This window comes from Streptomyces longwoodensis (assembly GCF_001514125.1).
Taxonomy (GTDB): Bacteria; Actinomycetota; Actinomycetes; order Streptomycetales; family Streptomycetaceae; genus Streptomyces; species Streptomyces longwoodensis.
On the sequence record NZ_KQ948554.1, the window covers coordinates 233,359 to 259,925 of the forward strand.

Below are 26,567 nucleotides of genomic sequence, written 5' to 3' on the forward strand. Positions count from 1 at the left end.
CCCGCAGGGGCCCCCAGGCGGCCGGTCACGACGCGTTCGTGGCCGGCCGCCCGTGTGCGGACGCCGGGCCGCCAGTTGTACGAGGGGGAGCCGGCGGCCCGGCACCTCAGTCAACCGACCCGGCCACGCTGCGCGACAGCGCGCACACGCGCCGGATGCGCGCACTCCGTTCACACCCCGTGTGAAGGCGGACGCACTACCCTGTCCGCACTGAACCACCCGGGGGGCCACCCATGCAGCCCAACACTCTCCTCGACGCGATCCTGGACGAGGCGGGGATCTCCCACGCTGGCCTCGCCGCCCACGTCAACCAGGCCGGACGTGCCCGAGGGCTCCAGCTGCGGTACGAACACACCGCCGTGGCCCGCTGGTTGAAGGGCCAGCGACCGCGCGGCCAGGTGCCCGACCTGATCTGCGAGGTGCTCGCCGCCCGGCTGCACCGCCCGGTCACCCTGGACGACATCGGCCTCGGCGTGCCGGGGGAGCCGACCGGCCCGCACGGCACCTCCCTGTCCGGCTTCGTCGAGCGGGCCACCGCCCTGTGGCGCTCCGACGAACAGCAGCGCCCCCACCTCCTCGGCGCCCCCGCGGTCACCGGGACGCCCGCCGTGATGCCGGTGTGGGAGTGGGAGAACCCTCCCGAGGACGTCGACGTCTCCCGCGGGGGCCGGCACCGGGTCACCCCGGCCGACCTGGAGACGCTGCGCGCCGCCCGCAGCCACTACGAGCAGATGTACCGCAAGGCGGGCGGCATCGCGACCCGGGCGCGCATCGTGGGCTTCCTCAACGCCGAGGCGGCGCCGCTGCTGCGCGGCAGCTACACCGACGCCACGGGCCGCCAACTGCACCGGGCCACGGGCGGGTTGGTGGCGATCGCCGGCATCTGCGCGTACGACTCCGACGCACACGGGCTCGCCCAGCGCTACTTCCACCAGGCGCTGCGGCTGGCCAAGGCCAGCGGGGACCGGGGACTCGGGGCGTACGTGATCGCACTGCTGGTCAACCAGGCGCTGTTCCTGCGGGAGTTCCGCCAGGCCGTCGCCTTCGCGGAGGCCGCGCTGCGTGCCGCGGGCAAGCACCTCACCCCCGCTCTCGCCTCCGACCTGTACGCGATGCAGGCCAAAGCGTACGCACACCTCGGCGACGGCTCCAGCGCCCTCACCTGCATCCGGCGGGCGGAGACGGCCGCCGAGCGCATCCGGCGCGGGCACGAGCCCGACGAGACCGGCTACGTCCAGCCGGGCCTGGTCAACGTCCAAGTGGCGGAAGCCTTGTTGAGCCTGGGCGAGCTGGCGGCCGCCGCCGAGCACGCGACGGCCGCGGTGGACACCCCGGCGCACGACCGGGGCCGGGTGCACCGGCTGGCCATGCTCAGCACGATCGAGCTGCGCCAGGGCCACGCCGACCGGGCGGTGGCGACGGCGGTGCGGATGGCCGAGGCGGCCCGCGGGATGGAGTCCCAGCGGCTGCGCGACCGGCTGCGCGCGGTGCGCGAACACCTGGTGCGCAGCGGCTGCGCCGGGACGGCCGAGGCCGCCGAACTCATCGACGGAGCCCTGCGCGTACCGATCTAGCACGCCCCGGCGGGGACCCACGGGCCGGAAGCGCCCTGTGGGTCACCCGCGTCCCTGCTGCGATATTGCCCCTGACTCGACGGAAGGTGGCAGAACCGTGCAGTGGACGAAACAAAACGAACAAACCGTGTATGAGAACCGCTGGTTCCGGGTCAACCTGGCCGACGTGGAGCTCCCCGACGGCCGGCACCTCGACCACTTCCTGATCCGCCTGCGGCCCGTCGCCGTGGCCACGGTCGTGAACGACGCCAACGAGGTCCTGCTCCTGTGGCGCCACCGCTTCATCACCGACAGCTGGGGCTGGGAACTGGCCGCCGGCGTCGTCGAGGACGGCGAGGACGTCGCCGCCGCGGCGGCCCGGGAACTGGAGGAGGAGACCGGCTGGCGGCCGGGCCCCCTGCACCACCTGATGACCGTGGAGCCGTCCAACGGCCTCAGCGACGCCCGGCACCACATCTACTGGTCGGACCGGGGCGAGTACCTCGGGCACCCGGTGGACGACTTCGAGTCGGACCGCCGCGCCTGGGTCCCGCTCAAGCTGGTCCCGGACATGATCGCGCGGGGGGAGGTCCCGGCCGCCAACATGGCGGCGGCGTTACTGCTGCTGCACCACCTGCGGCTCGGCTGACCGGCGCCCGCGTGGCGGCGGGGCACGCCAAGGGCCCGGCACCCCCCGGTGCCGGGCCCGCACACCCGGATCAGTACGTGTAGAAGCCCGAGCCGGTCTTGCGGCCCAGCCGGCCCGCGTCGACCATGCGCTGGAGCAGCGGGGGAGCGGAGTACAGCGGCTCCTTGTACTCGGTGTACATGGAGTTGGCGATGGACACGATGGTGTCCAGGCCGATCAGGTCGGACAGCTTCAGCGGGCCCATCGGGTGGGCGCAGCCCATCTCCATGCCGTTGTCGATGTCCTCGCGGCTCGCGATGCCCGACTCGAACATCCGGATCGCGGACAGCAGGTACGGCACCAGCAGCGCGTTCACCACGAAGCCGGAGCGGTCCTGGGCGCGGATCGCGTGCTTGCCCAGCACCTTCTCGGCGAAGACCTGCGCCCGGCTGAGCGTGCCCTCGGAGGTGGTCAGCGCCGGGATCAGCTCGACGAGGGACTGCACCGGGGCCGGGTTGAAGAAGTGGATGCCGACGACGTGGTCGGGCCGCGAGGTGGCGACCGCCAGCTTCACCAGCGGGATCGAGGAGGTGTTGGAGGCGAGGATCGCGTCCGGGCGGGTCACCACCTGGTCGAGGACCTGGAAGATCTCCGTCTTGACCTGCTCGTTCTCGACGACGGCCTCGATGACCAGGTCCCGGTCGGCGAACTCGCCGAGGTCGGTGGTGAAGCTCAGGCGCGCCTGCGTGGCGTCCCGCTCCTCCGCCGTGATCTTGCCGCGCTCGGCGGCCTTCGCCAGGGAGTTGAACAGCCGGGTGCGGCCGATCTCCAGTGCCTCGCCGGTGGTCTCGGCGACCTTGACGTCCAGACCGGCACGGGCGCAGACCTCGGCGATGCCCGCTCCCATCTGGCCGCAGCCCACCACTCCCACGCGTTCGATGTCGGTCACGTCGTCCCCTTTGCTGCGGTTTGCCGCATTCGCTGCGTATCCGGCCGTCCGCGGGTCTCCCGGTACGGCGCCCTGCTCCGATCGTGCACGTTACTAGCAAGTATCGATGATCGATCGCCGGGGTGGGGGCATGCTGGGCGCCGACGCGATCCGTGACCGCACGGATCCACCGAGTTCTCGGGGGCGTGTGCCCATGGGGAATCCGACCCGGCGGGCGTTCACACTGGCCGCGCTGGCCGCCGTCACCACGACCGGACCGGCCGGCACGGCCGCCGCAGCACCGGCCAGGACCGGCCCGGAGGCCGCCACGCCGACCGTCACCGGCACGGCCGCGGCCGCGGGCCGCCACCGGGCGGAACCGGCCGAGATGCGCGGCATGTGGCTGGCCACCGTCGCCAACCGCGACTGGCCCTCCCGCCCCGGCCTGAGCGCCGCCCGGCAGCGCGACGAACTGCTCGCCCGGCTCGACCTGGCCGTCCGCAACCGCCTGAACGCGGTGGTGTTCCAGGTCCGGCCCACCGCCGACGCCCTGTGGCCGTCGCCGTACGAGCCCTGGTCGCAGGTGCTCACCGGCACCCAGGGCCAGTCGCCCGGCTGGGACCCGCTGGGCACGGCCGTCGCGGAGGCCCACGCCCGCGGCCTGGAGCTGCACGCCTGGTTCAACCCGTACCGCGTGGCGACCCACTCCGACCTCGGCAGGCTGGTCCCCACCCACCCCGCGCGCCTGCACCCCGAGTGGGTGGTGCCGTACGGCGGGAAGCTCTATTACAACCCCGGCCTGCCCGAGGTCCGCGCCTTCGTGCAGGACGCGATGCTCGACGCGGTCCGCCGCTACCCGCTCGACGCCGTCCACTTCGACGACTACTTCTACCCCTACCCGGTGGCCGGCCAGACCTTCGACGACGACGCCGCATACGAGGCCCATGGCGGCGGCCACCCCAGCAGGGCCGACTGGCGGCGGGCCAACATCGACCTGCTGGTCCTGGAGACGGCCGGCCGGATCAAGGCGATCCGCCCCACGACCCAGTTCGGCATCAGCCCCTTCGGCGTGTGGCGCAACGCCTCCACCGACCCGCTCGGCTCCGACACCCGCGCCCTGCAGTCGTACGACGACGTCTACGCCGACACCCGCACGTGGGTCCGCGAGGGCTGGATCGACTACCTGGTGCCCCAGCTGTACTGGAACATCGGGCTGGCCGCGGCCGACTACGCGAAGCTCGTGCCCTGGTGGGCGGACGTGGCGCGCGGCAGCCGCACCCGGCTGTACCTCGGTGAGGCCCTGTACAAGGCGGGCGACCCCGCGCAGCCCGCCGCCTGGCAGGACCCGGCGGAGCTGTCGGACCACCTGACCCTGGCCGCGCGGTACCCGCAGGTGCGCGGGCACGTCTTCTTCGCCGCCGGGGACGTGGCGGCGGACCGCGTCGGTGCGATGGCGCGGGTGGTGGCCGACCACTACGCGCGGCCGGCCCCGGCCCCGCGCCGCCCTATGGGTGCTGCTGTGCCTGCTCCGGGTGCCGGACCTCGCAGTCGGGGCCCGGTGACATGACGGCCTCGTGGCCGTCCGGGAAGCGGACGCGGTAGGGCGGGGTGCCCGCCGTGCCCATCACTTCGACGACTTGCGAGACCTGGTCGTGCTGACCGACCACCCTGCCGTGCTGGACGAGCTGGTCGCCCACCGATGCGCGCATCTGCCGGCCCTCCTCATGTGTGCGGCGCCGGGTGTGCCGCCGGGTGCCGCCGGGAACCCCGGGTACGCGCCCCGGCCGCTCAGCCGCGGGCCCGCTGGGTGACGGCGATGCAGACGAGCACCGCCGCGGCCGTCAGCGGGGCGGCGGGCGTGAGGTGCTCGCCGAGCAGCAGCACCGACCACACCAGTGTGAGCAGCGGCTGCGCCAGCTGCAACTGGCTGGCCTTCGGGATGCCGATGGCGGCCATCCCCCGGTACCAGACGACCAGGCCCAGGAACTGCGAGCCCGCCGCGACCCAGAGCAGCCCGGCCACGCTGTGCCCGGTCAGCGCCACCGGCTCGTGCGCCAGGGCCACCGCGGCGGCGGGCACGGACAGGGGCAGGCACAGCACCAGCGCCCAGCCGATGACCTGCCAGCCGGGCATCACCCGGGCCAGCCGGCCGCCCTCGGTGTAGCCGGCCGCGCACACCAGCAGCGCGCCGAACAGGTACAGGTCGGCGGTGCTCAGGGCGCCGCCGCTCTGCTGCACGGTGAACGCCACCACCGCGCCCGCGCCCGCCAGCGCCGCCAGCCAGAAGGTGCGCGAGGGGCGGGTGCCCATCCGCAGGGCGGACAGCAGCGCGGTGGTCAGCGGCAGCAGCCCGACCACCACGGCCGCGTGCGCGGTGGTGGAGGTCCGCAGGGCCAGCGTGGTCAGCATCGGGAAGCCGATCACGACCCCGGCGGCCACCACGGCGAGCCCGGCCCAGTGGCGCCGGGCGGGCACCGGCGCCCCCACCGCGAGCAGGCAGCCGCCGGCGATCAGCGCGGCCAGCACACTGCGCACCGCGACCAGGCTCCACGGCCCGAAGCCCTCCAGGCCCCACGCGGTGGCCGGGAACGTCAGGGAGAAGGCGACGACACCGAGCGCCGCCTGGAGGGTGCCGACGGAGCGGGACGCCGAGGGAGTGCTGACTGCTATCGGAGCCGGGGCGATAGCGCTACTCTGTGTCTTCATGCATGAGCGTAGCAGTGTGGCTGACCTGGCGAACCAGCTGCGCCGGGAACTGGACCGCTACTCGCCGGGTGGAAAGCTCCCGTCGAGCCGGGCCCTCGTCGACCGCTTCCGGGTGAGCCCCGTGACCGTGTCCCGGGCACTGGCCCAGCTGGCCGCCGAGGGGCTGGTGGTCACCCGGCCCGGCGCGGGCGCCTTCCGCGCGCGGCCCCGCCCGGCCGCGACGCCCGCCGGGGACACCTCCTGGCAGGAGGTCGCGCTGAGCGCCGACGGCGCCGCCGACCTCGTCCCGCGCTCGGTGGACGCCGACGGCGTGACCGTGTCGCTGGCCGCACCGCCGCCCGGCGTGATCGAGTTCAACGGCGGCTACCTGCACCCCTCCCTCCAGCCGGAGCGCGCGATGGCGGCGGCGCTGGCCCGGGCCGGCCGGCGGCCCGGGGCGTGGGGCAGGCCGCCCATGGAGGGGCTGCCCGAGCTGCGCGAGTGGTTCGCGCGGACCGTGGGCGGCTCGGTGACCGCCGCCGAGGTGCTGGTCGCGGCGGGCGGGCAGTCGGCGCTCACCACCGCCCTGCGCGCGCTCGCCCCGCCCGGCGCACCGGTCCTGGTCGAGTCGCCGACCTACCCCGGCATGCTCGCCATCGCCCGCTCGGCGGGACTGCGCCCGGTCCCGGTGCCGGTCGACGCGGACGGCGTGCGGCCCGCGCTGCTCGCCGACGCCCTCCACGCCACCGGGGCCCGCGTCCTGGTCTGCCAGCCGCTGTTCCAGAACCCCACCGGCGCGGTCCTGGCCCCGGCCCGCCGCGCCGAGGTCCTGCGCATCGCGCGCGAGGCGGGCGCCTTCGTCGTCGAGGACGACTTCGTGCGCCGCCTCGCCCACGAGGACGCCGGGCCGCTGCCCCGCCCCCTCGTGGCCGACGACCCCGACGGAGTCGTCGTCCACGTCGGGTCCCTGACCAAGGCCACCTCGCCGAGCTTCCGGGTCAGCGCCCTGGTCGCCCGCGGGCCCGTGCTCCAACGGCTGCGCGCCATCCAGGTCGTGGACACGTTCTTCGTGCCGCGGCCGCTGCAGGAGGCCGCGCTGGAACTCGTCGGCTCGCCCGCCTGGCCCCGCCACCTGCGCGCCATCGCCACCGCGCTGAAGTCCCGCCGCGACACGATGACCGCGGCCCTGGCCCTGCACCTGCCCGAACTCGCCCTGCCGCACGTCCCGTCCGGCGGCTACCACCTGTGGCTGCGGCTGCCGGACGGCACCGACGAGTCCGCCGTCACCGCGGCCGCCCTGCGCGCCGGCGTCGCCCTCACCCCGGGCCGGCCCTACTTCAGCGCCGAACCCCCGGCCGCCCACCTGCGGTTGAGCTTCGCGGCCGTCGCGGGGGAGGGCGAGATCACCGAGGGCGTACGACGCCTGCGCGCGGCCTGCGACGAGGCGCTGCCGCAAACCGTTCGACACGACGGACCCGCCCCTGAGAGGTTCCAGCCATGACCGACACCCCGCCGCTCGCCGACGGCTACGAGATCTCCACCGACCCCGCCCGCGTCGACGCCGAGCGCGTCCACCACTGGCTGTCCACCGACGCGTACTGGGCGATCGGGCGCGACCGGGACAAGCAGGACCGGGCCATCGCCGGGTCGCTGAACTACGGCGTGTACGACACGGCGTCCGGCGAGCAGGTGGCGTACGCGCGCGTGGTGACCGACCGGGCCACCTTCGCCTGGCTGTGCGACGTCTACGTGGACCGGTCCGTGCGCGGCAAGGGCCTCGGCACGGCCCTCGTCGCCGCCATACGCGACGAGATGGAACCGCTCGGGCTGCGCCGGATGCTGCTCGCCACGCACGACGCGCACGGGGTGTACCGGAAGGTGGGCTTCGCGCCGCTGGAGGTGCCGGAGCGGTGGATGGCGCTGGTCTTCGAGCCGCCCGTTTCCGGCGGGATGCCGGGCTCGTCCTGACTGGCGGGTAAGTTTTCGGGCACCTTCCGTGAATGCGCGCGAACAAGCCTTGACCTGCCCAGTTCGCGGGCAGACCATCCACGCATGGCTCTTCGGGTGACGTTCGTCGCCGCCGCGCGCAGCACGCCCGCGCTGGCGGAGCGCTTCCAGGACGACCGGCCGCTGGACCAGGCGGGCTGGGAGGAGGTGCAGCGCGCCGCCGGCGAGCTGATCCCGCTCGCCGCGGCCGAGCTGCGCTACTGCTCGCCGACCCCGCGCAGCCGCGCGACGGGGGACGCCCTCGGGTACGCCCCGCTGGTGCAGCTCGCCCTGCGCGACTGCGACATGGGCCGCTGGCAGGGCCTGACCCTCGGCGAGGCGATGGCCCGTGAGCCGGAGGCGGTGGACGCCTGGCTGGCCGACCCGCGCTCCGCCCCGCACGGCGGCGAGCCGCTGCTCGCGTTCATCGCGCGGGTCGGCGGCTGGCTCGACACCCGGCCGGTGGAGGACGGCGGCCGGATCGTCGCCGTCGCGGAACCCTCGGTGATCCGCGCCGCCCTGGTCTACGCGCTGATGGCACCCCCGGCGACGTACTGGAACCTCGACGTGCGCCCCCTGTCGACGACCACGGTCACGGGACGGGGCGGCCGGTGGAACCTGCGGTTCGACGGGGTGGCGGGGGAGACGCTGCGGGCGTAGGCCCTCAGCGGCCCGGCGGGCCCTGTGCGCGGGTGTAGTGGGTCGTCAGGATCAGATCCTTGGCCGGGCCGCGCACCCGCCACACCGTGCGCCAGCGGTCGGCGTCCAGGGCGGTGAACTCGCCGCGGTACAGGTCGGCCGAGCACGGGTGGTCGGCGACGTGGTGGCCGCGCGTGAGGTCCAGGTCGTGGAAGAAGCGGTCGTCGGCGAAGCGCACCTCGGCGGTGCCGGGCACCGGGCCGGGCAGGAAGCGCAGGGTGCGCTCGGCGGGCCGCGCGACGGACCGCCAGGTGAAGGTGCCGCGCTCCTCGTGCAGCAGCCCGCCGTCGTGTCCCGCCGGCGGCCGGAACACGGTGGTCCCGTCGAACGAGCCTTCGTCCCCGCTCGCCAGATCCCGAGCGACCCGCCGCACGCGCCAGCCACCGGCCAGATAGCCCAGCACATCGTCCACGGGCCAGAAGTCGCCCACCGTCACTCGCTCCCTGACCTCATACCGTCCCGCTCAACCCCATGCCCCATGGACGCCACTCCGCCCTGCCCCTATTTTGCCGTTCGCAGGTCTGGCCACTGTGCGGGACCGATGATCGGCCATCGGGCTGTGCCGTCATTTTCTGGAAGGCGAAGCCAGCGCGGTCAGTCCGTGACGCCTTCCAGCGGGAGACGGTCTCGGTAGTACTCCGATTCCAGCCACTCCTCCCTCACGAAGAGCGGGCGCGTGAGCCACGCTTCCCCGACCCTCTGTGGACGCAGGAGGATTCCCAGATCGGTCAGGGAAAGCGACCCGTCAGAGGTGAACAGGATGCAGTGCCCATGCTCGGCAGCCTGGTCCAGGAGGAACTGTTGGCCTTGTCCGTGGTCGCTCCCTGCCAGTGGGAAGCCGGCCAGGAAGACCTGCGGACCGACGACCGCATCCAATGCGACGCACGCAAGCTTGCCCGCGTCGTAGAACGCCTTCACTCCGTTCGGGAGGTTGTGCTGCTCGTACAGACCGTCCATGTGGAGCTGCGGCTCGGGAACCAGGAGGGTCTCGGCGACCTCGGCCGGAGACATCCTGAAGCGCAGCGGTCCCACACCGGTGTCGGACGGCTCCCAGCACTCCCGTTCACCGTCTGCGCTCATCCGTCCACCCCTGACCCTGACCGGGGCACGTCCGTACCAGTCGTGGTTCCACCGTCGCGATGCAGCTGTGCCGTGTTGATGGCGGCTTGCAACTGAAGCCACGTGGGATCCGTTGAGCTGGCAGTGGTCGTCGTCGCCAGATCGTCGGCTTCCCAAGTGCGGGTCCCGTCGGTCAGGACGAGGTGGGTCTCCCAGTCGTCGCCGTCGTCCGGGAGTTCGGCCGTGGTCTCCAGGAACGCCTCGGCTGTGGCTTTTGCGGTGCCCCTGTTGGTGGTGTGGTTCTGCGCGGAGCGGTAGAGCACCGACAAGAGCATCAGGTTCCCTCCGCTGCCGGCGACCAGGAGTTCACCGGTGGCTGTGGCGGCCAGTGCGGACACTCGCGTTCCGGTCAGTACGTCGTGCTCGACCGCTTGCCGGGTTTCGAGGTCCACCTCGATCAGCGCTCCCGTGGGCTCGGCGATCCACAGCACGTCCGGTCGCGAGCCGAAGGCGATGTTCTGACGCGCCCAGGACCGCATCTGGTCGAGCCACTCCTGCGGGTACGGGTAGCCGGGACTCGGGTCACCGAGGGTGGTGGCCAGAACCCGGCGCAACGAAGGCAACTCGAAGACCTCCACCGAGTTGTCGTACGCGTTGCCACGGACCGCGATATGACGTCCGTCCGCGCTGAAGAGCGGAGTACCGTAGCCGTCGCAGTCCAGGATCAGCGCCCGGCGGAGTGGCCGCATCACGGCAGGTGCGGTCCCCTGATCGACACGCGCGAAGAGGCAGTACGTCGCCCCCTGGTCACTGGCGAGCGTGGCGACGAGTCCGCCGCCGGGATGCTCCGCGACTCCCGTGTCCCACCGGGGACCGGCGCCGATGGTTCCGGAGCCGAGATCGAGGACGTCCGAGCTCTCCCACGCCTCGCCTTCGTCGCGTGCGGACGGTGAGCCCCACAGGGTCCGCCCGTCCGGACTGAAAGCGAGACTGCGGTACGAGGCCGTGGCTGGAGCGCCTTCCGGCTCGGAGATTCCCGTGGGAGTCCACTGGCGCAGCCCGTCTTCCCCTGCCACGACCAGCAGTGGCTGCTCCGGATGCCACGCGACGGCAGGCGTCCGCCCCGCCCGCTCCCACCCGAAGGCGTCTCCGTAGGGCGTCGACGTGAGGCCCACGGAGCCGAGTGCGCGGAGCCGCCCCTCGCCGCAGTCCCAGATGTGGACGGCCGGGCGCTCGGAGTCCGAGCACGCCACCAGCGGAAGCCGCGGATGACAGCTCAGCCGTTCGACAGAGCCGTCGCCGCCGACGTGCCCACGAGCCACCACCTCAAGATCAGTCACTCCGGCACCGTAGTGCTCGCGTGCCCTCACGGGCGAGGCCTCACGGGTCCTCAGTCACCGTGAGGGAGCACGGCCCGTCCTCACCTGCTGATCAACCAATGAAACCCACTCGACTCGCTCAACCCACTGACGAGATCATGGACAGATGCCGTCGACCGAATCAGCAGCCCGCCGGCTTCAGGATCGCGCAGCTCTCTGGAGCATGGGCGAGATCACGGCTCGTGGCTACTCGTCCTGCACCGGATTCTTCTCGTTGTCAGTCACGCGGCCGACCCAGGTATGAGAGGTGCGGGCCTGGGCGTGCGACAGGGCGATACGGCGGCGCCTGAGATCGACATCGACGATCTTGACGCTGAGGGTGTCGCCGACCGCGACGACGTCTCTGAGCGACTCATCCAGCTCACTGGTGTGCACGAGCCCCTGGAAGCCGTCCTCTCGGTCCTCGATGCGGACGAAGACTCCGAACGGCACGATCTTGGTGACCGGCCCGATGGCCACCTCACCGATCCTCTGCGCCACCTGCGGCCAGGGGTCTTCCTGCACTGCTCGGAGCGACAGGGGTACCCGTTCGCTGATCATGTCGACGTCGAGGATCTCGGCTGTGATCTCCTGGCCGACGCTGACGACGTCAGAGGGGTGGTCGAAGGGGCGCCAGGACAGCTCTGGGATGTTGATCATCGCGGTGAAGCCGCCGATGTCCACGAAGGTGACGCCGAAGCCCGCGATGGTCGTGACCGTGCCAGTGACGACCTGACCGCGCCGCAAGGTCTTCAGGATGGCCCAGTCCCGGTCGCTGGGCGTTGGCTCGGTCTGCCAGCGAGCGCGTAGAACGCCGTCGCTGTCGGGAAGCACAGCGGTGAACAGCGGAAGATCCTCGCCGGCATACAGGGATACGACGCCGGCAGCACGCGCGGTGGCGAGCCGGGAGGTCACTGCCTCGAACTGGGTCTCGTCCACAACCATGCTCGTGATCTGCCCGTTCTCGTCTTCCCGGACGATCTTCAGGAGGCCTTCGTCGGGCAGGGCGGCCACGGCCGTGTCGATGTCAGTGAGCAGGTCCGGCCAGATTGCCAGCTGTGCGCGTGGGGCCAGCCGGGAGCGCACGGTCTCGATGTTGTGGCGGGTCAGGCGGGGCCAGCGGGAGGCGTTGACGGCGAAGACCTCCTCCAGGAACACCGCGTGGTGGGCACTGACGGTCCAGTGCAGGCGGGCCCAGAAGTCGGCGTCGGCCGGGCGCTGCACGTACGCGGGGTCCTCGGGAACGAAGTCGTACGGCGAGGCGTCCAGGCGTTCCGGGAACAGGCCGAGCGCGCGGGTGCGGGCCAGTGCGGTCCCGCAGGATTGGTTGCTGCCGATGTAGATGTATTGGTCCCAACCCACGTGCAGGGTGAACACGTCTCCCACCTCCAGCCGACACCAGGCGCCCTGATCGCGGAGCATGGTCCGGACGAGTTCCAGGGCGACGGGCAGCGAGACCTCGGCCCCGTCGTGGTAGCCGGTGAGGTCCGACGGGAACAGCTCACCGAGGCCGTGCGCCGCGACCGCGGGCGCCGCACCGAAGTGGACGAAGCCGGTGACCGCAGGTTCACGGATCTCCAGCCGGTCGACGTCCGAGGCCTCCGCGAAGGCGCTGATCGCTACTAGGTACGCCGCTTCGACAGGTCCGCGGTCGCTGACCGTGTCCCGGGTGCCGGTGTAGTGACCGTGCTCGTTGCGGTCGGCGGGGTCGTAGTGGCTGATCCGATAAACGAAGGGGGGCGGCACAGTGCTCCCTGAACGGGCGGAAAGGGGCGGGCGCGGTTGCCGTTCCGGATCGCCTGACCGGAAGCCCGATCCGCATCGTACGGAAGCGAGGTGCGGGGCCGAACCCGTTGCACACCCGACGCCGCACCGCATACCCATCCACCCGCATTGCATAAACGTACATGGCAACGTATAGTCATGCCATCGCAGAGGAGGAGCAATGGCGGTACGTGCGGCAGTGGCCGGGGCGAGTGGGTATGCGGGTGGTGAGGTGCTGCGGCTGCTGCTCTCGCATCCCGAGGTCGAGATCGGTGCCCTGACCGGCAATTCCAACGCGGGCCAGACGCTCGGCGCGCTCCAGCCGCACCTGCTGCCGTTGGCCGGGCGGGTGCTGGAGGAGACCACCGCCGAGGTGCTCGCCGGGCACGACGTCGTCTTCCTCGCCCTGCCGCACGGCCAGTCCGCCGCCGTCGCCGAGCAGCTCGGCCCCGACGTGCTGGTCGTCGACATGGGCGCCGACTTCCGGCTGCGGGACGCGGCCGACTGGGAGCGGTTCTACGGCTCCGCGCACGCCGGCACCTGGCCCTACGGCCTCCCCGAACTGCCGGGCGGCCGCGCCGCGCTGGAGGGGTCCAAGCGCATCGCGGTCCCCGGTTGCTACCCCACCGCGGCCACCCTCGCCCTCTTCCCCGCCTACGCGGCCGGGCTCGCCGAGGCCGAGGCCGTGATCGTCGCCGCGTCCGGCACCTCCGGCGCCGGCAAGGCGCCCAAGCCGCACCTGCTGGGCAGCGAGGTCATGGGCTCCATGTCGCCGTACGGCGTCGGCGGCGGCCACCGGCACACCCCCGAGATGATCCAGAACCTCAGCGGTGTCGCGGGGGAGCGGATCGCCGTGTCGTTCACGCCGACCCTCGCCCCGATGTCCCGCGGCATCCTCGCCACGTGCAGCGCCAAGGCCGCCCCGGGCGTCACCGCGGACACCCTGCGCGCCGCCTACGAGAAGGCGTACGCCGACGAGCCGTTCGTCCACCTCCTGCCCGAGGGACAGTGGCCCGCCACAGCGTCCGTCCACGGTTCCAACGCCGTTCAGGTGCAGGTCGCGTACGACGCCGCGGTGCACCGCATCATCGCGATCAGCGCCCTCGACAACCTCACCAAGGGCACGGCGGGCGGCGCCGTCCAGAGCATGAACATCGCCCTGGGTCTCGACGAGACCACGGGGCTCACCACGATCGGAGTCGCTCCGTGAGCGACGCACGTGCAGCCACCGGGCCGCAGACGAAGAAGAAACCGGCAGCGGCGCGCTGCACGGGCGGAGAAGCGAACGAGGAGATGCAGTGAGCGTCACGGCAGCCAAGGGATTCACGGCGGCGGGCATCGCCGCCGGGATCAAGGAGAACGGCAACCCCGACCTGGCCCTCGTGGTCAACGTCGGGCCCCGCCGCGCCGCCGCCGGCGTCTTCACCTCCAACCGCGTCAAGGCCGCCCCGGTCCTGTGGTCCGAGCAGGTCCTCAAGACCGGCCAGGTCTCCGCCGTCGTCCTCAACTCCGGCGGCGCCAACGCCTGCACCGGCCCCAAGGGCTTCCAGGACACCCACGCCACCGCCGAGAAGGCCGCCGAGGTGCTCGGCCGCGGCGCTGTCGAGGTCGCCGTCTGCTCCACCGGCCTGATCGGCGTGCTGCTGCCCATGGACAAGCTGCTCGCGGGCGTCGAGACCGCCGCCGCGCAGCTGTCCGAGCACGGCGGCGAGAAGGCCGCCATCGCCATCAAGACCACCGACACCGTCCACAAGACGTCCGTCGTCACCAAGGACGGCTGGACCGTCGGCGGCATGGCGAAGGGCGCGGGCATGCTCGCGCCGGGCCTCGCCACCATGCTCGTCGTCCTCACCACCGACGCCGACGTGGACGCCGGGACCCTGGACGAGGCGCTGCGCGCCGCCACCCGGGTCACCTTCGACCGCGTCGACTCCGACGGGTGCATGTCCACCAACGACACGGTGCTGCTGCTCGCCTCGGGAGCCTCCGGCACCACCCCGGAGTACGCCGAGTTCGCCGACGCCGTACGGGCCGTCTGCGACGACCTCGGCCAGCAGCTGATCCGCGACGCCGAGGGCGCCAGCAAGGACATCAAGGTCGAGGTGATCAACGCGGCCAGCGAGGACGACGCCGTGGAGGTGGGCCGCTCCATCGCCCGCAACAATCTCCTCAAGTGCGCCCTCCACGGCGAGGACCCCAACTGGGGCCGCGTGCTCTCCGCGATCGGCACCACCCGCGCCGCCTTCGAACCGGACCGCCTCAACGTCGCCATCAACGGCGTCTGGGTCTGCAAGGACGGCGGCGTCGGCGAGGACCGCGAGAAGGTCGACATGCGCTACCGCGAGGTGCACATCGTCGCCGACCTCGCCGCCGGCTCCGAGACCGCGACCATCTGGACCAACGACCTGACCGCCGACTACGTCCACGAGAACAGCGCCTACTCCTCATGACACCCACGCGAAAGCACACCGCGCTGCCCAAGGCGCAGATCCTCATCGAGGCGCTGCCCTGGCTGACCCGGCACAACGGCAGGACCGTCGTCATCAAGTTCGGCGGCAACGCCATGGTCGACGAGGAGCTGAAGGCCGCGTTCGCGCAGGACGTCGTCTTCCTGCACCACGCCGGCCTGAAGCCGGTCGTCGTGCACGGCGGCGGCCCGCAGATCAGCGCGGCCCTCGACAAGCACGGCATCGTCAGCGAGTTCAGGGCGGGCCTGCGCGTCACCACCGAGGACGCCATGGACGTCGTACGGATGGTGCTGGCCGGACAGGTCCAGCGCGAGCTGGTCAACCTGCTCAACCAGCACGGCCCGCTCGCCGTCGGGCTCACCGGCGAGGACGCGCGCACCATCACCGCCACCAAGCACCAGCCCCTGATCGACGGCGAGTCGGTCGACATCGGGCGGGTCGGCGAGATCACCGACATCGACACGGGCGCCATCGAGGCCCTGCTCGCCGACGGCCGCATCCCGGTCGTCTCCTCGATCGCCCGCAGTCAGGACGACGGACATGTCTACAACGTCAATGCTGATACGGCGGCTGCGGCACTCGCTGCTGCTCTGGACGCCGAGACCCTCATGGTCCTCACGGACGTCGAGGGACTCTACGAGGACTGGCCGCACTCCGACGAGGTGATCAGCCGCCTCACCGCGTCCCAGCTGGAGAAGCTGCTGCCGGACCTGAGCTCCGGCATGGTCCCGAAGATGGAGGGCTGCCTGCACGCCGTCCGCAACGGGGTGCACACCGCCCGCGTCATCGACGGCCGGGTCCCGCACTCGATCCTGCTGGAGATCTTCACCGACGAGGGCATCGGCACGATGGTCGTGCCCGACGAGCACGAGGGGGAGTCGTGAGCAACGAGGAACTGACCACCCGGTGGCAGGGCGCGCTCATGAACAACTACGGCACGCCCAGGCTGCCGTTGGTCCGCGGTGCGGGCACCCGGGTGTGGGACGCCGAGGACCGCACGTACCTCGACTTCGTCGGCGGCATCGCCACCAACGCCCTCGGCCACGCCCACCCCGCGATCGTCCAGGCCGTCAGCACGCAGATCGCGTCCCTCGGGCACATCTCCAACTTCTTCATGGCCGAGCCGACCGTCGCCCTCGCCGAACGGCTCCTGCACCTCTTCGGCCGCGACGGCCGGGTGTTCTTCTGCAACTCCGGCGCCGAGGCCAACGAAGCCGCCTTCAAGATCGGCCGGCTGACCGGGCGCACCCACATGGTCGCCACCCAGGGCGGCTTCCACGGCCGTACGATGGGCGCCCTCGCGCTCACCGGACAGCCCGCCAAGCAGACCCCGTTCCTGCCCCTGCCCGGCGACGTCACCCACGTGCCGTACGGCGACGCGCAGGCCCTCGCCGCCGCGGTCACCGAGGAGACCGCCCTCGTCGTCATCGAGCCCATCCAGGGCGAGAACGGCGTCGTCGTGCCCCCGGCCGGCTACCTCAAGGCGGCGCGGGCGATCACGGCGGCCACCGGCGCGCTGCTCGTCCTCGACGAGGTGCAGACCGGCGTCGGGCGCACCGGGTCCTGGTTCGCCTACCAGGCCCACGAGGGCGTGCTGCCCGACGTGGTCACCCTGGCCAAGCAGCTCGGCGGCGGCCTGCCGCTGGGGGCGACCGTCGCCTTCGGCCGGGCCGCGGAGCTGCTGCAACCCGGCCAGCACGGTACGACGTTCGGCGGCAACCCCGTCGCCTGCGCGGCCGGTCTCGCCGTCCTGGACACCATCGCCTCCGAGGGGCTGCTGGAGAACGTCAAGCGGCAGGGTGAAAGGTTGCGCGAGGGGATCGAGGCGCTGGACCACCGGTTGATCGACCATGTCCGGGGCGCGGGCCTGCTCCTGGGTATCGTGCTCACCGAGCCGCTCGCGCCCCAGGTGCAGCAGGCGGCTCAGGAGGCCGGGTTCCTGGTGAACGCGCCCGCCGCCGACGTCGTACGGCTGATGCCGCCGCTGAACCTCGGCGACGACGAGGTGGAGGCGCTTCTGCGGGCACTGCCCGGCATCCTCGACGCAAGTGCGCACGGGGACGGACGAGCCGGAGAATGAGACGACGATGAGCCAGGCGCAGGACGACCACGGGCAGCCGGACGCGGCCGGCCCCGCCGTGCCGCAGACCCGCACCGCACGCCACCGCCGGATCGTGGACATCCTCAACCGGCAACCGGTGCGGTCGCAGAGCCAGTTGGCGAAGCTGCTGGCCGACGACGGGCTGAGCGTCACCCAGGCGACGCTGTCGCGGGACCTGGACGAGCTCAACGCGGTGAAGATCCGCAACACCGACGGCGAACTCATCTACGCGGTGCCCAGCGAGGGCGGCTTCCGCACCCCGCGGGCCCCGCTCGGGGAGTCGGCCAAGGAGGAGCGGATGCGCCGCCTCTCCCAGGAACTGCTGATCTCCGCGGAGGCGTCCGCGAACCTGGTGGTCCTGCGCACCCCGCCGGGCGCCGCGCAGTTCCTCGCCTCGGCGATCGACCAGGCCGAACTGCACGACATCCTGGGCACGATCGCCGGCGACGACACCCTGCTGCTCATCAGCCGCAACCCGACCGGGGGGCAGGCCCTGGCGGACCACTTGCTGAGGTTGGCGCAGAACGGGCACTGACGCGGTGCCGCGGCTTGGCGAGCGGCTGCGGTGGTCCGCCGGCTGCGGGCGCGTGTTGGCTGGTCGCGCAGTTCCCCGCGCCCCTGGGTGGGATCAGCCGAGCCTCGCCGCCAACCCCCCGGTGCACCGCACCTCGTCGCCCGCCGTGATCAGCAGGGCCTCCGTGTCGGGGAGGGTGTCCAGCCAGGTCAGGCCCGCGCGGGAGCCCATCGCGAAGGCTGCCGTGGCCCAGCAGTCCGCCCAGGTCAGGCGGGGGGCGACCACCGTCACGGCCACCAGGTCCGTGACCGCGGAGCGGCCCGTGCGGGGGTCGACGATGTGGGCGCCCCGCTCCGCCGTGCCGGACGTGGCCACCGCCAGTTCGGACACCCCCGCCGCCGAGATGACGGCGGCCAGGCCGCCCGGCCGCAGCGGGTCCGCGACCCCGACGCGCCAGGGCCGGCCGGGCGCGGGCACGCCCAGCAACTGGACGTCGCCGCCCCCGTTGACGCTGACCCCGCACACCCCGGGGACCTCCGCGAGCAGCCGCGCGGCGCGCTCCGCCGCCCAGCCCTTCACGATCCCCGTCGGGTCTATCCGCCCCTGGTAGCGCAGGCTGAACCACCCGTCGCTCGCCCGCTCCGCCCGCGCCCCGAGCTCCAGCACCTCGGCCACCTCGGGAGCGCAGTCGGCGACGGCCAGCTCCCCGCGCGCCAGCCGGGACACCTCGCTGTCCTCGCGGTAGGTGCTGAACACCTCGTCCACCCGGTGCAGTCCCGCGACCGCCGCGTCCAGCGCCCGGCGCACCGCCCCGGACTCCCCGCCGCGCACGTCGAAGGAGAAGACCGTCCCCATGACGTCCTCCGCGTGCCGCACCGCGACGGGCGCCCCAGCCGGCTCGGTCACCGTGTCAGCCACCGGCCCGGTCCAGCGCGGACTGGAGCGACTTCTTGTAGCCCTCGCTGGTGTACGTGGCGCCGGAGACCGAGTCGATGTCCGCGCTGCCCGCCGCGACGGCCTCCCGGTTGAGCCGCGGGACGGCCAGCGCGGTCTTCTGGTCGCTCTCCCCGCCCTTGGGCGCCTGCACGGCCTGCGCCGCGGTGATCCGCCCGCCGCTGACGGTGACGCGGACCTGGACGGGACCGTACTGCGTCTGCGCGACCGCACCGGTGACGGTCCGCGCCGCCCCGCCCCCACTCTGCGAGGCCGGGGCCGAAGGAGCGGGCGCCGCCTTCGCCTTGTCGATCGCCGACTGCAGGGACTGCCGGTAGCCCGCGCTGGTGTACGTCGCCCCGGACACCGCGTCGATGTCCGCGCCCTGCGCGGCGACCGCCTCCTGGTTCAGCTTGGGCACCGCGTCGGCGGTCACGGAGTCGCTCCGGCCGCCCTTGGGCGCCTGGACGGCCTCCGCCTTGGTGATCTTCCCGCCCGCGACGGTCAGCCGTACCTGCACGACGCCGTACTGGGTCTGCGCTGCGTCCCCGGTGACCGTGGAGGCTGCGGCGGCACCGGCCCCGCCCTGGGCCGACTCCTGTGCCGCACCGGGCGCCCCCGGGGCCGCGCCCGCCGCCGCGGACGCCGGGTCGGACCCGGGCTTCAGCGACAGCAGCAGCACGATCCCGGACACGGTGGCGGCGGTCGTCAGCACGACGCGCCGGATCGGGTGGCTCTTCCTCATCTGTTCCCAAGCTCCTGGTTCCGCGGGTTCGGCGGGTCCTGCGGGGTCCGCAGTCCGCGTGCGAAGGACGTACCGGCGCTCACATCTCGAACGACTCGTGGTGGATGCGGCGGGCCGGCACCCCGGCGCCGCGCAGCGCGTCGTACACCGTCTGGGCGAAGCCCGCCGGGCCGCACATGAAGACGTCGTGGTGGTCGATGTCCGGGATCTTGCGCTGGAGGGACTCCGCCGAGATGTCGGGCCGCTCCCCGTCCGGGCTGTTCACCGCGTACATCAGCCGCGCCCCGCGCTCGTCGGCGATCTTCGCCAGTTCGTCCCACAGGGCCAGGTCCTGCGTGCTGTTGGCCCGGTACAGCAGCGTGATGTCCCCGGCCGCGCCCGGCAGCGTCTCGAACAGCGCCCGCATCGGAGTGATGCCCACCCCGCCGGCCACCAGCAGCACCTTGCCGCGGCTGCGCCGGGAGGCGGTCAGGGCGCCGTACGGGCCCTCGGCCCACACGCGCGTGCCCGGGCTCAGCTCGCGCAGGGCGGCGCTGTGGTCGCCGATCGCCTTGACCGTGATGCGCAGCAGGTCCGGGCGGGGCGCCGCCGACAGCGAGTACGGGTGGGAGCTGAAGCGCATCCCCGGCGCGAGGAACCGCCACCGGAAGAACTGCCCCGCCTCCGCGCCCATCCGGTGCAGCCTGCGCCCGCCGATCAGCACGGACACGATCCCGGGCGTCTCCTCGATGACCGCCTCGACCCGCATGCGGTGGCGCAGGTTCAGCCGGATCGGGGTGAGGATCCGGTACCACAGGACCAGCGCGGTGACCGTGCCGTACAGCGCGTACCAGGCGGTCTTGGCGGCCGGTTCGACGGCGAAGTCGTTGCCGGTGGTGATCTGGTGCCAGAACGTCAGGAACACCGCCGCGTACGTCAGCAGGTGCACGTGGTACCAGGTGTCGTACGGCATCCGGCGGCGCACCCCGCCCGCGGAGACCAGCCCGATGAGGACCAGCAGGCCGGTGCCGATGGCCGCCTTGCCCATGTCCGGCAGCTGGTCGATGGAGTCGACCGTCTGCTGGACGATGTCGCCGAGGGACTTGCCGGCCTGCAGCGCGTACCCCCACATGATGAGGAACACGTGCGCCACCACCAGGCACAGCGTGTACCGGCCGCTCATCGCGTGCCAGCGCGCCACCCGGTCGGAGCCGACCCGCCGCTCCAGCGCGGGCACCCGCGCCATCTGCAGGACGACCAGGGCCATCAGGTAGCCGGCGAGCAGTCCGGTGATCCGGCCCGCGTTGAGGATGCGGCTGTCGTCGTCCGCGATGGACGGGGTGTTGGCCCACCACAGCCACAGCACGCCCGCCGCGCCCGCCCACACGGCGATCAGCAGCGGGACGGCGGGGGAGCGGCGCGGGCGGATGCGGCGCATCGTCTGGCGGCGGGCGGCACGTCCGCCTGCGATCGTGGTGGTCACGGTTCCTCCGGGGGACTTGACCCTTGGCCCACAGATACGTGCCGCGACGCGGGAGTGTTCAGCGGGCCGCCGGGGTCACAGGCCCGCCGCATCCAGCGCGGACTGGAGTGACTCGCGGTAACCGTCACTCGTGTACGTCGCTCCCGACACGGTGTCGATGTCCGCGCTCTGCGCCCGCAGCGCCTCGCTGCGCAACTCGGGGAGGGCGGAGGAGTTGATCTGCTGGTCGCGCGGGTTGTCCTGCGGGTACGCCACCGCCGTGACGTCCGTGAGCTTCCCGTCCGCCACGGTGACGCGGACCTGGACCGGGCCCCAACGGGTCTGCACCGACTCACCGGTGACGGTCCGCGTGCCGGACGCACCGGACCCACCGGATCCGGTCCCACCGGAGCCGGACCCGGTCGACCCCGATCCGCTCGACCCGGACCCGCCGGACCCGCCGGACGCACTCGCGCTGCTCGACGGCGCGGGCGCCGGTGCCGCTGTCACCTCCGGCAGGTCGTGCGGCTTGAGCGACAGCAGCAGGACGAACGCCGACACGGTGCCGGCGCTCGCCAGCACCACCCGGCGCAGGGGACGGCTCTTCCTCAACGGGTGCACGACGCCTCACAGTTCGAACGACTCGTGGTGGATCCGCCGGTCCGGTACACCGGCGGCGCGCAACGCCTCGTACACGTCCCGGGCGAAGCCGTGCGGGCCGCAGACGTACACGTCGTGGCCGGGCAGGTCCGGGACGGCCGTGCGCAGCGACGCGGCGGTGAGCGCGGGGCGCCGGCCGTGCTCGTCGTTGAGTGCGTACAGCACCCGGGCGCCCCGCCAGCGGGCGATCGCCTCCAACTCGCCGCCCAGCGCCAGGTCCTGGGCGCCGTGCGCCCGGTAGAGCAGGGTGACCTCGCCGGGCAGCGTCTCGAACAGCGCGCGCAGCGGGGTGATGCCGACGCCCGCGGCGACCAGCAGCGCCTTCGACGAGGTCTGCCGGCCGACGGTCAGCGAGCCGTACGGTCCCTCCGCCCACACGCGCGTGCCGGGCCGCAGCAGCGCCACGGCCGCGCTGTGCCCGCCGAGCGCCTTCACCGTGATCCGCAGCCGGTCCCCGCGCGGCGGCGCCGACAGCGAGTACGGCGTCGACGTCCAGCCCAGCCGGGCGCCGAGGAAGCGCCAGCGGAAGAACTGCCCGGCCCGCGCGTCCAGCCGATCCAGGCGCCGCCCCCGCACGACGACCGAGTACACGCCCGGCGCCTCCGGGTGCACCGACTCCACCCGCAGCCGGTGCCGCAGGTTGAGCCGGACCGGGACCAGCACCCGGAACCACAGCACCAGGGCGGCCACGCCGAGGTACAGCGCGTACCAGGCGGCCGTGGCCACCGGCCGGCCGTTCAGGTCGTTCCCCAGGGCCAATTGGTGGCCGAACGCCAGGAACACCGCGGCGTAGGTGAGGAGGTGGACGTAGTACCAGAACTCGTAGCCGGTACGGCGGCGCACCGCGCGCACCGAGGTGACGCCGACCGCGAGGAGGACCACCGTGCCGGCGGTGGCCTTGAGCATCTCGGGGTAGTCCAGCACGACGGTCAGCGTCTCCGCGACCAGCGAGCGGTGGTCCTGGGCCGCGTACCCGGCGAGGACCAGCACGACGTGCGCCACCAGCAGGCAGATGGTGGAGCGGCCCGCCCCCGCGTGCCAGCGGGCCACCCGGTCCGAGCCGATCCGCCGCTCCAGCAGCGGCACCCGCGCCATCAGGCCGACGAGCACCGCGCACGCGTACCCGCACAGCAGCCCCGCGATCCGCCCCGCCCCGGTCAGCCAGCCGGCCGGGCCGACCACCGAAGCGGTGTCCGCCCACCACAGCGCGACCACGGCGGCCGCCCCGGCCCACAGCGCGGCCAGCAGCGGACCGGCGGGGGAGCGCGGCCGCCCGGCGGCCCGGGGAGGGGCCGTCCGGTGTCGCTCGTACACGGTCGTCATGGGCGGGTCCTTTCGCCTCGTCGCCCGCCACTGTGCGGGCCGAACCTCTGAGCGGGCTCTGAGCGGGCGGTCCGCGCGCGGACTCAGAGGAAACTCAGAGCTGCCCGAGAGGCACCGGGTGCCGCGCACGCGCGATGCTGGTGGCAGCCATGAACACGACCCGCTCCGGGCGCCCCGCCCTCACCCGCCCCGACGGCACCCCGCTGCGCGTGCTCGTCGTCGACGACGACCCGGACCTCGCCGAGGTGCTCTCCGGCGCCCTGCGCTACGAGGGCTGGCGGATCCGCACCGCCGGCGACGGCGCCTCGGCGCTGGCCGCCGCCCGCGAGCTGCTGCCCGACGCGGTGGTCCTCGACGTGATGCTGCCCGACACCGACGGCTTCGCCGTGCTGCGCGACCTGCACGCCGTCAAGCCGGACGTCTGCGTGCTGTTCCTGACCGCGCGGGACGCCGTCGAGGACCGCATCGCCGGGATCACGGCCGGCGGCGACGACTACGTGACCAAGCCCTTCAGCCTGGAGGAGGTCGTCGCCCGGCTGCGCGGCCTGCTGCGCCGGGCCGGCATGGCCCGCCAGCCGGACGAGGGCCCCCGGCTGGTCGTCGGCGACCTTGTCATGGACGAGGAGGCCCGCGAGGTGACCCGGGCCGGCGAGCTCGTCGAGCTGTCCCCGACGGAGTTCGAACTCCTCCGCTTCCTGATGCGCAACCCCCGCCGCGTCCTGAGCAAGGCCCAGATCCTCGACCGCGTCTGGTCCTACGACTTCGGCGGCCGCGCCCACGTCGTGGAGCTGTACATCTCCTACCTCCGCAAGAAGGTCGACGCCGGCCGCGAGCCGATGATCCACACCGTGCGCGGGGCGGGCTACGTGCTCAAGCCGGCCGCGCGGTGAGGTCCGTCCGACTCGGCCGGCCCCGCTGGCCGCGCACCCTGCGGGCCCGGCTGACCGTCGGGCTGGTGGTGCTGCTCGCCGTCAGCTGCGCTGCGGTGGGCGTGGCCGCCGTGGTCGAGCTGGAACGCTTCCTCACCCGCCGCGTCGACCAGCAGCTGAGCGATGTCGGCACCCGCTTCCCGGCGAGCCTGGAGCACAGCGGCCGGCTCCCCGGCGAGCGCGACGACCACGACGGCGACGAACGCGGCGACACCCGCCGCCAGTCCACCGGCACCTTCGGCGCCCGGCTGGTCGACGGGCGGGTCACCAACGCGGCGGTGGTCCGCTCCGGCGACCTGACGGCGGACCTGAACGTCGCCCTGACCGCCCGGGACGCGCGGACCCTGGCCGCCGTGCCCGTCGACGGCCGGGGCCACAGCGTGCACCTGTCCGCCCTCGACGACTACCGGGTCTCGGCCGGCCGGGGCCTGGACGGCGACGTGCTGATCACCGGGCTGCCGCTGGAGCCCGTGGAGGCCGCCGTGCACCGGCTGGAGCTGGTCGCCGGCAGTGTCTTCGGCGTCGCCCTCGCGGTCACCGGCGTGGCCGGCGCCCTGTGGGTGCGCTGGTCGCTGCGCCCGCTCAGCCGGGTCGCGGCCACGGCCACCCGGGTCAGCGAACTCCCGCTCGCCAGCGGGGAGGTGGCCCTGCCGCCCCGGGCGCCCGCGTCGGACCCGCGCGGCGAGGTGGGCCGGGTGGCCAGCGCCTTCAACCGGATGCTGGGCCACGTCGAGGACGCGCTGACCAAGCGCCACGCGAGCGAGGAGCGGCTGCGCCGCTTCGCCGCCGACGCCAGCCACGAGCTGCGCACCCCGGTCGCCTCCGTGCGCGGCCACGCGGAGCTGGCCCTGCTGCACCCGGGCCCGGTGCCGCCCGAGGTGACCCGGGCCCTGGAGCGCATCGCGGCGGAGTCCTCCCGGATGGGCGAGATGGTCGACGAGATGCTGCTCCTGGCCCGGCTGGACGCGGGCCGCCCGCTGGAGCGCGGTGCGGTGGACCTCACCCGGCTCGTCCTGGACGCCGTCACCGACGCGCGGGCCGCGGGGCCCGGCCACCGCTGGGCCCTGGACCTCCCGGAGGAGCCGGTCACCGTCCCCGGCGACCCCCACCGCCTCCAGCAGGTGCTGGCCAACCTGCTGGCCAACGCGCGGTTGCACACACCCGTGGGCACGACGGTGACGGTGACCCTGCACACCGGGGCGGGCTCCGCGGTCCTCACCGTCCACGACGACGGCCCCGGCATCCCGGACGACGTCCGCCCCTCGGTCTTCGAGCGCTTCACCCGGGCCGACCGCCGCCGCCCGGACGGCTCGGGCGGCGGCGCGGGCCTCGGCCTGTCGATCGTCGCCGCGGTGGTCGAGGCGCACGACGGGGACGTGGCGGTGGACAGCGCCCCGGGCACGACGACGTTCACCGTGCGGCTCCCCGCGGCGGACACCGCCTGAGCCCGTGGGCCCGTGCGCCCGTGAGCGGGCGGGCCCGTACGGCGGGTCAGTACCGCGTGACCGCCGTGGCCCCGCCCGTCGTCCCCACCGCGATGTGCGGCCCGCGCGCGGGATCGGCCCACCGCAGGATCCGCCGCATGTCCGCGGCCGGCACCGACACGCAACCGGCCGTCGCGCCGCGCCCGTCGACGTGCAGGAAGATCCCGGCGCCCCGGCCGCGCACCGGCGTGCGGTAGTTGAACCCGATGACCAGCGCGTGGGCGTACTGCGTCGGGTACGAGACGAGGTGCTCGGACTCGGCCGCGCGGCAGTCCGCCGGGCGCGGGTCGGTCCAGCGGTTGTAGGACCGCGAGGCGTTGTCCTCGCACCACCACGAGCTTTGCCGCACGGCCCGGTACGGGTACCGCGTCCCGGACGGCGCCGCCTCGGTGCCGAAGGCGAACGGCAGGTCGTACAGCCCGGTCGGCGTCGTGTAGGTGCCCTGCCGGCGCTTCGTCCCCTCGACGAGCCCCTTCGCCCCGAACCGCGCGGACGCCGACCCCGCCTTCACCCAGCGCCCGCCCACCCGGTCCCACCAGGTCACGGTGCCGGTCGTCGAGCCGGTCCGGGCGGCCACGGCGGTGATCAGCTGGGTGCCGCCGCCGGTGTCCCGCATCCGCGCGGGCAGCGGCTGCGGCGGGGCCCCGGCGGCACCGACGGGTGCGGCGCCGAGCAGCAGGAGGGACAGGGACGCGAGGGCGACGGCACCGGGGCGCATGCCTCAGACCGTAGAGGGCGGCAGCGGCAACGGCAGCCCGGGTAGTCCGTCCAGGCTGGTCGCGATGTGGTCCTTCTTGGTGAAGTACGCGTTGAGCGACGCGTCGTCCTCGCGCGCGAACCGCTTCTCGTGCAGGTCGCGTTCGGCGTCGTAGCTCATGAACGGCACCGCGTAGCCGCAGGTGTCGCGCACCAGTTCGGCGTGCACGACGATGACGGCGCGCAGGCCGTGCGGGCCCGGGTCGATGCCGGGGAAGTGCGCGAGGAGGCCGGGGAAGCGGGGGTCGTCACGGAAGACGGGCTCCCCGCGCCCGTGCACCCGCACGATGTTGGGCGGTCCCTGGAAGGCGCACCACATCAGGGTGATCCGCCCGTTCTCCCGCAGGTGGGCGATGGTCTCGGCGTTGGAGCCCGCGAAGTCGAGGTAGGCCACGGTGTGTTCGTCGAGCACGGCGAAGGACCCCTTGAGGCCCTTGGGGGAGAGGTTGATGGTGCCGTCGTCCGAGAGGGGCGCGGTGGCGGTGAAGAAGACCGGCTGGGACTCGATGAAGGTACGGAGTCTGCCGTCGATGCGCTCGTAAGTCTTTCCCAT

At 73.2% G+C, this 26,567-nt stretch carries 27 protein-coding genes; 13 read left to right on the forward strand and 14 right to left on the reverse strand.

The window, feature by feature from the left end; genetic code table 11:
* The first annotated feature begins 233 nt into the window (after positions 1–233).
* Both AQJ30_RS18885 and AQJ30_RS18890 read left to right on the forward strand, forming a co-directional pair.
* Positions 234–1,574, forward strand: a complete 1,341-nt coding sequence (locus tag AQJ30_RS18885) for an NsdA family TPR-like regulatory protein (RefSeq protein ID WP_067235294.1) — start codon at positions 234–236, stop codon at positions 1,572–1,574.
* Positions 1,575–1,671: 97 nt separating this feature from the next.
* Positions 1,672–2,202 (forward strand): NUDIX domain-containing protein, encoded by a 531-nt coding sequence (locus AQJ30_RS18890; protein WP_079084142.1) that lies wholly within the window; start codon positions 1,672–1,674, stop codon positions 2,200–2,202.
* 70 nt (positions 2,203–2,272) lie between these two features.
* Here AQJ30_RS18890 and AQJ30_RS18895 read toward each other — a convergent pair whose 3' ends face one another.
* On the reverse strand, positions 2,273–3,130 hold the full coding sequence (locus AQJ30_RS18895; RefSeq protein ID WP_067235298.1) for a 3-hydroxybutyryl-CoA dehydrogenase: 858 nt from the start codon (positions 3,128–3,130) through the stop codon (positions 2,273–2,275).
* A 193-nt stretch (positions 3,131–3,323) separates the two neighbouring features.
* Here AQJ30_RS18895 and AQJ30_RS18900 point away from each other — a divergent pair, with 193 nt between their 5' ends.
* Positions 3,324–4,676, forward strand: a complete 1,353-nt coding sequence (locus AQJ30_RS18900; protein WP_067235300.1) for a glycoside hydrolase family 10-like protein — start codon at positions 3,324–3,326, stop codon at positions 4,674–4,676.
* On the opposite strand, the gene AQJ30_RS37020 is transcribed toward AQJ30_RS18900, so the two are convergent.
* A complete protein-coding gene (locus AQJ30_RS37020; RefSeq protein WP_079084143.1) occupies positions 4,615–4,818 on the reverse strand; it encodes a DUF1918 domain-containing protein in 204 nt (67 codons plus the stop codon). The two genes, AQJ30_RS18900 and AQJ30_RS37020, sit on opposite strands and share 62 nt — an antisense overlap.
* 79 nt (positions 4,819–4,897) lie before the next feature.
* Entirely contained in the window at positions 4,898–5,815 is a 918-nt protein-coding gene (locus AQJ30_RS18910) for a DMT family transporter (protein WP_067235305.1), read from the reverse strand.
* Here AQJ30_RS18910 and AQJ30_RS18915 point away from each other — a divergent pair.
* From AQJ30_RS18915 to AQJ30_RS18925, 3 genes are all read left to right on the forward strand, one after another.
* A complete protein-coding gene (locus tag AQJ30_RS18915) occupies positions 5,814–7,295 on the forward strand; it encodes an aminotransferase-like domain-containing protein (RefSeq protein ID WP_079084144.1) in 1,482 nt (493 codons plus the stop codon). The genes AQJ30_RS18910 and AQJ30_RS18915 overlap by 2 nt on opposite strands.
* Complete coding sequence (locus AQJ30_RS18920; protein ID WP_067235309.1) at positions 7,292–7,762, forward strand: GNAT family N-acetyltransferase; 471 nt, start codon at positions 7,292–7,294, stop codon at positions 7,760–7,762. The genes AQJ30_RS18915 and AQJ30_RS18920 overlap by 4 nt, the downstream gene beginning before the upstream one ends.
* An 84-nt stretch (positions 7,763–7,846) precedes the next feature.
* Positions 7,847–8,440 (forward strand): histidine phosphatase family protein, encoded by a 594-nt coding sequence (locus AQJ30_RS18925; protein WP_067235313.1) that lies wholly within the window; start codon positions 7,847–7,849, stop codon positions 8,438–8,440.
* 4 nt (positions 8,441–8,444) lie between these two features.
* Here AQJ30_RS18925 and AQJ30_RS18930 read toward each other — a convergent pair whose 3' ends face one another.
* The 4 genes from AQJ30_RS18930 to AQJ30_RS18945 form a co-directional block, all read right to left on the reverse strand.
* Entirely contained in the window at positions 8,445–8,909 is a 465-nt protein-coding gene (locus AQJ30_RS18930; protein ID WP_067235781.1) for a DUF6314 family protein, read from the reverse strand.
* Positions 8,910–9,073: 164 nt separating this feature from the next.
* Entirely contained in the window at positions 9,074–9,559 is a 486-nt protein-coding gene (locus AQJ30_RS18935; protein ID WP_169808482.1) for a hypothetical protein, read from the reverse strand.
* Entirely contained in the window at positions 9,556–10,878 is a 1,323-nt protein-coding gene (locus AQJ30_RS18940) for a WD40 repeat domain-containing protein (protein WP_211279019.1), read from the reverse strand. The genes AQJ30_RS18935 and AQJ30_RS18940 overlap by 4 nt, the downstream gene beginning before the upstream one ends.
* Positions 10,879–11,103: 225 nt before the next feature.
* Positions 11,104–12,642: a S1 RNA-binding domain-containing protein gene (locus tag AQJ30_RS18945; protein ID WP_067235317.1), complete on the reverse strand. Its 1,539-nt coding sequence runs from the start codon at positions 12,640–12,642 to the stop codon at positions 11,104–11,106.
* Positions 12,643–12,841: 199 nt separating this feature from the next.
* Here AQJ30_RS18945 and argC point away from each other — a divergent pair, with 199 nt between their 5' ends.
* The 5 genes from argC (at position 12,842) to AQJ30_RS18970 (ending at position 17,764) form a co-directional block, all read left to right on the forward strand.
* A complete protein-coding gene (gene argC / locus AQJ30_RS18950) occupies positions 12,842–13,870 on the forward strand; it encodes an N-acetyl-gamma-glutamyl-phosphate reductase (RefSeq protein ID WP_067235320.1) in 1,029 nt (342 codons plus the stop codon).
* An 88-nt stretch (positions 13,871–13,958) separates the two neighbouring features.
* Positions 13,959–15,110, forward strand: coding sequence for a bifunctional glutamate N-acetyltransferase/amino-acid acetyltransferase ArgJ (gene argJ / locus AQJ30_RS18955; protein ID WP_067235321.1), 1,152 nt, complete (start codon positions 13,959–13,961; stop codon positions 15,108–15,110).
* Positions 15,107–16,012 carry an acetylglutamate kinase gene (gene argB / locus AQJ30_RS18960; RefSeq protein ID WP_067235324.1) on the forward strand — a complete coding sequence of 302 codons (906 nt, stop codon included), beginning with the start codon at positions 15,107–15,109 and terminating at the stop codon, positions 16,010–16,012. The genes argJ and argB overlap by 4 nt, the downstream gene beginning before the upstream one ends.
* On the forward strand, positions 16,009–17,208 hold the full coding sequence (locus AQJ30_RS18965) for an acetylornithine transaminase (protein ID WP_067235327.1): 1,200 nt from the start codon (positions 16,009–16,011) through the stop codon (positions 17,206–17,208). Before argB ends, AQJ30_RS18965 begins: the two co-directional genes overlap by 4 nt.
* Before the next feature lie 7 nt (positions 17,209–17,215).
* The gene (locus tag AQJ30_RS18970; protein ID WP_067235329.1) at positions 17,216–17,764 is read left to right on the forward strand and encodes an arginine repressor; all 549 of its coding nucleotides are present in this window, start codon (positions 17,216–17,218) and stop codon (positions 17,762–17,764) included.
* Between the two features lie 93 nt (positions 17,765–17,857).
* On the opposite strand, the gene AQJ30_RS18975 is transcribed toward AQJ30_RS18970, so the two are convergent.
* From AQJ30_RS18975 to AQJ30_RS18995, 5 genes are all read right to left on the reverse strand, one after another.
* A complete protein-coding gene (locus AQJ30_RS18975; RefSeq protein WP_067235787.1) occupies positions 17,858–18,649 on the reverse strand; it encodes an FAD:protein FMN transferase in 792 nt (263 codons plus the stop codon).
* Positions 18,650–18,653: 4 nt separating this feature from the next.
* Entirely contained in the window at positions 18,654–19,421 is a 768-nt protein-coding gene (locus AQJ30_RS18980) for an FMN-binding protein (protein WP_211279021.1), read from the reverse strand.
* A gap of 79 nt (positions 19,422–19,500) precedes the next feature.
* Positions 19,501–20,883: a ferredoxin reductase family protein gene (locus AQJ30_RS18985; protein WP_067235332.1), complete on the reverse strand. Its 1,383-nt coding sequence runs from the start codon at positions 20,881–20,883 to the stop codon at positions 19,501–19,503.
* A 75-nt stretch (positions 20,884–20,958) separates the two neighbouring features.
* Positions 20,959–21,483 carry an FMN-binding protein gene (locus AQJ30_RS18990; protein WP_067235335.1) on the reverse strand — a complete coding sequence of 175 codons (525 nt, stop codon included), beginning with the start codon at positions 21,481–21,483 and terminating at the stop codon, positions 20,959–20,961.
* A 6-nt stretch (positions 21,484–21,489) separates the two neighbouring features.
* Positions 21,490–22,845, reverse strand: a complete 1,356-nt coding sequence (locus AQJ30_RS18995; protein ID WP_067235338.1) for a ferredoxin reductase family protein — start codon at positions 22,843–22,845, stop codon at positions 21,490–21,492.
* 149 nt (positions 22,846–22,994) lie between these two features.
* Between AQJ30_RS18995 and AQJ30_RS19000 the strand changes: the two genes are divergently transcribed.
* Both AQJ30_RS19000 and AQJ30_RS19005 read left to right on the forward strand, forming a co-directional pair.
* Positions 22,995–23,735, forward strand: a complete 741-nt coding sequence (locus AQJ30_RS19000; RefSeq protein WP_067235792.1) for a response regulator transcription factor — start codon at positions 22,995–22,997, stop codon at positions 23,733–23,735.
* On the forward strand, positions 23,732–25,219 hold the full coding sequence (locus AQJ30_RS19005; RefSeq protein WP_067235340.1) for a sensor histidine kinase: 1,488 nt from the start codon (positions 23,732–23,734) through the stop codon (positions 25,217–25,219). Before AQJ30_RS19000 ends, AQJ30_RS19005 begins: the two co-directional genes overlap by 4 nt.
* Before the next feature lie 46 nt (positions 25,220–25,265).
* On the opposite strand, the gene AQJ30_RS19010 is transcribed toward AQJ30_RS19005, so the two are convergent.
* The gene (locus AQJ30_RS19010) at positions 25,266–25,976 is read right to left on the reverse strand and encodes a L,D-transpeptidase family protein (RefSeq protein ID WP_067235343.1); all 711 of its coding nucleotides are present in this window, start codon (positions 25,974–25,976) and stop codon (positions 25,266–25,268) included.
* A 3-nt stretch (positions 25,977–25,979) separates the two neighbouring features.
* Positions 25,980–26,567, reverse strand: coding sequence for a pyridoxamine 5'-phosphate oxidase family protein (locus AQJ30_RS19015; RefSeq protein ID WP_067235345.1), 588 nt, complete (start codon positions 26,565–26,567; stop codon positions 25,980–25,982).